At 72.3% G+C, this 6,671-nt stretch carries 7 protein-coding genes; 2 read left to right on the forward strand and 5 right to left on the reverse strand.

Going from position 1 to position 6,671, the window contains the following annotated elements; translation table 11 throughout:
- Positions 1-2: 2 nt before the first annotated feature.
- Both GTR00_RS00935 and GTR00_RS00940 read right to left on the reverse strand, forming a co-directional pair.
- A complete protein-coding gene (locus GTR00_RS00935; protein ID WP_166609786.1) occupies positions 3-1,094 on the reverse strand; it encodes an aldo/keto reductase in 1,092 nt (363 codons plus the stop codon).
- An 81-nt stretch (positions 1,095-1,175) separates the two neighbouring features.
- Positions 1,176-1,901 (reverse strand): SDR family NAD(P)-dependent oxidoreductase, encoded by a 726-nt coding sequence (locus tag GTR00_RS00940; protein ID WP_166609787.1) that lies wholly within the window; start codon positions 1,899-1,901, stop codon positions 1,176-1,178.
- A gap of 131 nt (positions 1,902-2,032) precedes the next feature.
- Between GTR00_RS00940 and GTR00_RS00945 the strand changes: the two genes are divergently transcribed.
- Complete coding sequence (locus tag GTR00_RS00945; RefSeq protein WP_166609788.1) at positions 2,033-2,617, forward strand: TetR/AcrR family transcriptional regulator; 585 nt, start codon at positions 2,033-2,035, stop codon at positions 2,615-2,617.
- Between the two features lie 276 nt (positions 2,618-2,893).
- On the forward strand, positions 2,894-4,135 hold the full coding sequence (locus tag GTR00_RS00950) for an IS30 family transposase (RefSeq protein WP_456077707.1): 1,242 nt from the start codon (positions 2,894-2,896) through the stop codon (positions 4,133-4,135).
- Here the strand turns inward: GTR00_RS00950 and GTR00_RS22740 are convergent.
- The 3 genes from GTR00_RS22740 to GTR00_RS00960 form a co-directional block, all read right to left on the reverse strand.
- Entirely contained in the window at positions 4,077-4,418 is a 342-nt protein-coding gene (locus GTR00_RS22740) for a PDDEXK nuclease domain-containing protein (RefSeq protein ID WP_205704778.1), read from the reverse strand. The genes GTR00_RS00950 and GTR00_RS22740 overlap by 59 nt on opposite strands.
- A 239-nt stretch (positions 4,419-4,657) precedes the next feature.
- Positions 4,658-5,272 (reverse strand): DUF1016 N-terminal domain-containing protein, encoded by a 615-nt coding sequence (locus tag GTR00_RS22745; protein ID WP_205704779.1) that lies wholly within the window; start codon positions 5,270-5,272, stop codon positions 4,658-4,660.
- Between the two features lie 711 nt (positions 5,273-5,983).
- A complete protein-coding gene (locus GTR00_RS00960; protein ID WP_205704780.1) occupies positions 5,984-6,208 on the reverse strand; it encodes a hypothetical protein in 225 nt (74 codons plus the stop codon).
- Positions 6,209-6,671 lie beyond the last annotated feature (463 nt).

The following is a 6,671-nucleotide window of genomic DNA, read 5'->3' on the forward strand; positions in this document are numbered from 1 at the left end:
CGTCAGGCGCGTGCTTGGATCTTCAGGTCGCCGCGGGTCTGGACGCGGATGTGGTCGCTGGCGAGCATGGCGTGGGGGAAGCCGAGGTCGATCGCGCTGACCTCGTCCAGGCGGGCCACCTGCCCGGCGCTGAGGTCGACCTCGAGGGCTCCCAGGTTCTCCTGCAGCTGCGCGATGGTCCGGGCGCCGACGACGGGCGCGGTGACGCCCGGGTTCTGCAGGGTCCAGGCGAGCCCGACCTGGGCCGGGGTGCGGTTGATCTCGGCGGCGACCTCCTTGACCACGTCCGCGATGGCCAGGCTGCGCTCGGTCACGCCCCCGAGGGCCACGTTGAAGCTCTTGCGGATGCTCTCACCCTTCACGGGCGACGACGACACCGGCGACGCGCCGGGCGAGGACGCGGCGAGGTCTGCGCGGCTGTACTTGCCAGTCAGCACTCCACCCGCCAACGGCGACCACAGGACGGTTCCCATTCCCAGTTCCCGGGCCATCGGCAGCAGGTCGCGCTCTCCGGTGCGCTCGATGAGGTTGTACTCCAGCTGCAGCGCCACCAGGGGTGCCCAGCCGCGCAGGTCGGCGATGGTCTGCAGGCGGGCGACCTGCCAGGCCGGGGTGTTGGAGATGGCCACGTAGAGGACCTTGCCCTGCCGCACGAGGTCGTCCAGACCGCGCAGGACCTCCTCCACGGGGGTGCTGGGGTCCCACACGTGCAGGTAGAGCAGGTCGATGTAGTCGGTGCCCAGCTGGCGCAGGCTGGTCTCGACCGCCCCGAAGAGGCTCTTGCGGCTCGCGCCGCCGGAGTTGGGGTCCTCGGGGCGGCGCAGGGTGGTGTACTTCGTGGCCAGGACCAGGCTGTCGCGCCGGTGCTTGGCGAACTCGCCGAGCATGCGTTCGGAGGTGCCGTTGGTGTAGGTGACGGCGGTGTCGATGAAGTTGCCGCCGCGCTCGACGTAGAGGTCGAACAGCCTGCGCGCTTCGTCCCGCTCAGCGCCCCAGCCCCAGTCGTTGCCGAAGGTCGCGGCGCCCAGGGCGAGGGGTGAGACGCGCAGGCCGGAACGTCCCAGCTGGCGGTAGGTGTCGAGGGTGAGGGGCATCGGGCTCTCCAAGGGTTCGCGGGATCACGTGGTGGGGGCTTGCGTGGTGGGGACTTGCGCGGTGGGGGATGTGGTGCGGTATCAGGCGCCGAGCCCGTAGCCGCCGGCGACGGCGATGTCCTGGCCGGTGACGTAGCCGGCGGCGTCAGAGGCGAGGAAGGCGACGACGTCTGCGACCTCGCGGCTGGAGGCCAAGCGCTGGAAGGGGATGCTCGCGCGCAGGGCGTCGCGACCGCTGCGGGGGACGCCCAGCTTGTCCAGCAGCGGGGTGTCGGTGGCGCCGGGGCTTACGGCGTTGACGCGGATCCGGCGCGGGGCCAGCTCCAGGGCGAGGGAGGGCAGCATCGCGAGGAGCGCACCGCGGGTGGCGGCGCCCACTGTGGCGCCGGGGCTGCCGCGGCGGGCCGCGATGCCGACGGTGACGACGATGGAGCCGCCGTCGTTCATGATCGGCAGGGCCTTCTGGAGGGTGAAGTACTGGCCCTTGAGGTTGACGGCGACGTGCTCGTCGAAGGACTCCTCGCTCACCTCGCCCACGGGGGCGGGGCGGAAGATCCCCGCGTTGAGGAACAGCAGGTCCAGGCGGCCGAGGCGTTCGGCGGCGGTGTGCACGAGGGCGTCGGTGTCGGCGCTGACGCGCGCGTCGGCCGGCAGGACGAGGACGTCGTCGGGCAGTGCGTCCCGCGCGGCGGCGAGGGAGTCGGGGTTGTGGCCGGTGACGGCGAGGCGGTAGCCCCGGGTGTGCAGGAGCTCGGCGGTGGCGCGGCCGATGCCGGTGGTGCCGCCGGTGATGAGCGCTGTGGGCACGGGGACCCTCCGTGGGGGATGGGTGGGTGACAAGTAAGCGGGGACCTCCCCGCTTCGCTCACCGTACACTGAACCGGAGACATCCCCGGATCGCATCTGGTCCTTGACCCTCGACAGCGGAGGCCACCGCCATGGCTCCCCCCTCGCCAGCACGATCCACGGCACCGCCCGCCCTGCGCGCCGACGCCCGACGCAACCGCGAGCACCTGATCGCCACCGCCGCCGACGCTTTCGCGTCCGGCCGGGCGATCTCCCTGGACGCGATCGCCAAGCGCGCCGGCGTGGGCAGCGGCACGCTGTACCGGCACTTCCCCACCCGCGAGGACCTGGTCGAGGAGGTCTACCGGGACCAGATCCGCCCGCTGCGCGAGGACGCCGAGGCGTTGCTGGCCACCCGGGCACCGGCACAGGCCCTGCACGCCTGGATGCTGTGCTTCGCGCAGTGGGCGGGCGAGCGGCGCGGCATCAGCGAGGCCCTGGTCGCCATGAGCGCCACCGGGCGCTTCGGGACCGGCCCCGTCTGCGACGAGGTCCAGCAGATCCTGCAGACCCTCCTCGACGCCGGCGCCCGCACGGGCGAGCTGCGCGAGGACGCCGACCCGGTCGACGTCGGGAGCCTGCTCGCCGGCACGCTCTCCGTGGCCGGCGCACCTGAGCACTCCGCTCAGCTGGAGCGCATGCTCACCGTCGTGGTCGACGGGCTGAGGCCGCGCTAGCGGCCGTCCCACTGTGGGTGCAACGGCGGAGAGGACGCGCAATCAGTGGTGGCGCGCAGTGCCCCGCTGCGATCTTCCCGGGAAGCGAGGGCACAGGGACGGCCGGGAGGGGGCGAAACGACCAGTGCTGTCGCACTGGAGGCGCTCAGTTCCCGTTGGGCCATCGGCATGAGCGTGCTGATACCGGCCATGCCATCCATCAACCGACGGCGGTCTCAACCGGTCAACGCACCACCCCCTTCAGATCATGGTGTGGTGGGTGTGGAGCTGGGGCTGGTGCAGACGTTCGGGTTGAGTCCGCAGCAGCAGGACCAGGTGTGGTCGCGCTGGCGCGCGGGTGAGTCGCTGCGCTCGATCGCGCGGTCGCTGGGCATCAACCGCCCAGCCAGCGTGCGCTGCTTCGTGGCCGCCACCGGCGGGGTGCGCCGGCCGGCACGCCGTCGGGCCGCTCACCAGTTGAGCGCGGCGGAGCATGAGGAGATCAGCCGTGGGCTGGCCGCGAAGGACAGTGCTCGGTCGATCGCCCGGCGGCTGGGCCGGTCGGCCTCGAGGGTCAGCCGGGATGTCGCCCGAGGCGGCGGGCGTTGCGGCTACCGCGCCGGGGTCGCCGAGGCCAAGGCCTGGCAGCGCGGCCGGCGGCCGAAGACGTGCAAGCTGGCGAGGACCTCAGCAGCAGCCGCTCGGCTGCGGGCCCGGGTCGAGCACGACCTGGCGCAGGGCTGGTCGCCGCAGCAGATCGCGGCCCGCCTGCGGGTGGACTTTGGTGACGATCAAGACGGTGAGGCCATGCGCGTCAGCCACGAGGCGATCTACCTGAGCCTGTTCGTGCAGGCCAGGGGCGCACTGCGCCGCGAGCTGAGCGCTGCGCTGCGCACCGGTCGAGCCATGCGCTACCCCCGCGCCAAGCGGCTGCCGCAAGGGCGCGGGCAGCTGGTCGGCGTCGTGCCGATCAGCCAGCGCCCCGCTGAGGTCGAGGACCGGGCAGTGCCAGGGCACTGGGAAGGTGACCTGATCTTCGGGGTCCGCTCCAGCGCCATCGCCACGCTGGTCGAGCGCCGCTCGCGCTTCGTGGTGCTGGTGGCCCTGCCCGCCGGCTGCACCGCCGAGCAGGTCCGACCCGCCCTGGCCCAAGCCGTCCAACGCCTGCCACTGCAGCTGCGCAAGTCTTTGACTTGGGACCACGGCAAGGAGATGGCCCAGCACGCCCGGTTCAGCATCGACACCGGCGTCCAGGTCTACTTCGCCGACCCGCACAGCCCCTGGCAACGCGGATCCAACGAGACTCCCCCACTTCGTGGGAGGTGCCCCCTCGAACGGGCTGCTGCGCCAGTACGGGCGCCTGCAGCGCGCCGCGGCCGGCACGCAGGGCGGTGTCGAGATCGACCTGAGCACCGCTACGAGCGCTGGTGTTCGGACCCGTCACGTCGCGGGCTGTTCACTGCTTGGGGGAGTGGCCGGGTCACTGCTCTGGAGTCTGCTGCGAGGTGTTCTCGTCGGGGTCGTCGAGGGCGTCGGTGAGCACCGCGCTGACCTGGTTGGTCAGCTCGGTGCTCAGCAGCGCCGGGTCGGGCAGCCCGGCGCGCTGCTCGGGCGGCAGGGTGTCGAAGGTGGCCACCGCGACCGGAGCCGCAGCGCTGGAGAGGGCGTAGCGCACCAGGGTCTCGTTGCGCCCGGCGACCAGCAGGATGCCCACGGTGGGGGAGTGCTGGGGCCGGCGCAGCTTGTCGTCGACCATGGCCACGTAGGTGCCCAGCTGGCCCAGGTACCCGGGCTGAAAGCGGCCGATCTTCAGCTCGACCACGACGTAGCGCAGCTGCTCGACGTGGAAGAAGATTCCACCGCGCCAGGGCGCCGCGGCTCCTGGTCGACGACCAGCTCATCACCGCCGACGGTGAAGTGCACCTGCCGGCCCACGAAGGCCAATGCCGTGCCCGAAGGCGCTCAAAGTGGCTTGCAGGCGGTCCATCAGGGCCTCCTCTAGGCGCTTTTCGCTGGCGCGATCGGTGGCATCGAGGTGGTCGAAGACGTACGGGTCGCGGGTCAGCTGCTGGGCCAGGTCGGAGTCGGCCGGGGGCAGGTGGGCGGTGAAGTTGGAGGGGGCGGCGCCTTCGCGCTGGTGCAGGCGGGTGGCGAAGGAGCCGCGGCGCCCTGGCGCCGTGGAGGGTGCTCCAGGACGTTGCGCGACCAGCCGTGCTCGAGGGCCTTGGCGGCGTACCAGTCGCGGGTGGCGCGCTCGTCGAGGCGGTCCAGCAGCGTGCGCACGTGCCCCCACGGCAATCTCCCCACAGCTGTGGGGAGATTGCCCGTGCCGATGCCGGTGCCGGGGGAGGGGGTGTGAGCCTGAGGAAGCGCCGGGGCTTCAAGTGTCGTCAGCGCGGTCGTCGGGGTGGGCCAGGCGGCGGCGAAGGCGCGCATGTACTGCAAGCTCGTGGCCGAGAAGCCGCGCTGGCCGGGGAAGGCGGCGCGCAGGTCCGCGGACAGGCGGGTGATGACCTTCGCGCCCCAGCCGTCGTGCTGCTGGCGGGTGAGGATGTCGTGGCCGATGGAGTGGTACAGCCGCAGCAGCTCGGCGTTGGCCGCCCCGGCCGCGCGCAGCTGCGAGTCGCGCACCCGCTGCTTTAGCTGCTCCAGCAGCTCGGTGTAGCCGTGCGGCATGGCACCCGCACTGGCCTGCTCGAGGCGCTGAGCCTGCTCAGGCTGCTCGGGCTGGGGGCGATCAGCCTGGGGGCCATCGAGGTCGCGTGCGGGCACGTCAGTCATCCTGCCGCCCCGCCCGGACAGGCATGCGACAGCCCCACTCGCCACCTGCGGCCGAGGACCTACCCGGGTGCGCGCCTCAGAACCAGTGGGCGGTATCGACCCGTGCACCCGTGGGCGTAACCCCCCGCGCGGCTGACGCGGAGGTCGGCGTGGAGGTGAGCGCGCAGGCCGGTGCCAGCTGCGTGGGGCCGTAGGCGTCCTCGAGCAGTTGCGCGGGGGTGATGACCCGGTCGGTGAACTCCCACAGGGTGTCCTAGCGCAGCCGCCACAGGCGCCCGGTGCCGTCGAGCACCGCGCTGACGGGCGCAGTGGTCCCTGCGCTGGATCGCTCAGGGAGTGCTGGTTCCTGACGCCGGGGCCTCAGGGCGTCGTGCGCTGCGGCTGCCTCGTGCACCGGTGGGGGCGCGGGCTCGGGCAGCGTGCGAGTGAGCGGTTCGTACAGGGTGTGGGACACCGTCTCCTCCTGACGCGCGCAGACCTGCCGCACGGGTGCTGGCGCCGCATCGTCAACAGCTCGGCGCGAGAGCCCGTGCACGGCACGCTAGGTCAAAAGTTCACGCGCACCTGGAACTTGCGGCGACGTGTCGAGCACCTCCTGGGAGCTGTTCACGCCATACGTCCCAACTGCTGCCCTCGCTGGCTGTCCTCCTCGAGCGGCGAGCTGGGTGTGTGCCCAGAGCGCCGGCAGGCCCGCTCGGCGTCGGCCCGGCGCAGCTGCTCGTGCACCGCGGCGCGGATGGCGTCGAAACGAGCGCGCAGCTGCTCATCGCTGCCAGGTGCGGGGGAAGTCGCCTCGGACATGCCCGCCACCATGCCGATCGCCTCCGACACGCACTGCGGCGGTCAGCGCGACGCGCAGTGTGAGGGGCGACCGCATGCGCGCTGAGCTGCCGACACCGCAGTCAGTCGGGCTGCATCGAGGATGCATCACTGCGCCGCCTGTGCGCGCCGACGTGCACGGGCGCGCCGTCCGGTGCCCGGCGCGACCCTCGAGCCGGGTTCGAGAGGGGCTGGAGCCGCTCTCCACAGCCGTAATAAGCATAATCGTGAATATGCTGAACTGCTGGACCACGCGCATGGGGTGCGAGGGGAGCCCTCCCCGTCCGCGTGGTCCAGGTCGTCGCGAGCAGGTGCCCGGCCGGCTCCGTCGGGGCGATCCCGGTGGGTGCGGGGCTGCACGTCACCACTGCGCCCGGTCCAGTTCAGACGCGAGCTGGTGCCGACTGGGGTACGTGAGGCGGCGCCCCGGCCCCTCGGGGCCGGGATCCCCGGGGTCCCCGGTGCCCCCGGGACC

Origin of the sequence: Kineococcus indalonis, assembly GCF_009906395.1 — a bacterium.
GTDB lineage: Bacteria > Actinomycetota > Actinomycetes > Actinomycetales > Kineococcaceae > Kineococcus > Kineococcus indalonis.

Excerpts from the sequence above, each read along its gene's own strand:
- GTR00_RS00945 (WP_166609788.1), top strand. The coding sequence starts at position 2,033 with ATGGCTCCCCCCTCGCCAGCACGATCCACGGCACCGCCCGCCCTGCGC.
- GTR00_RS00935 (WP_166609786.1), bottom strand. The coding sequence starts at position 1,094 with ATGCCCCTCACCCTCGACACCTACCGCCAGCTGGGACGTTCCGGCCTG.
- GTR00_RS22745 (WP_205704779.1), bottom strand. The coding sequence starts at position 5,272 with ATGCCGCACGGCTACACCGAGCTGCTGGAGCAGCTAAAGCAGCGGGTG.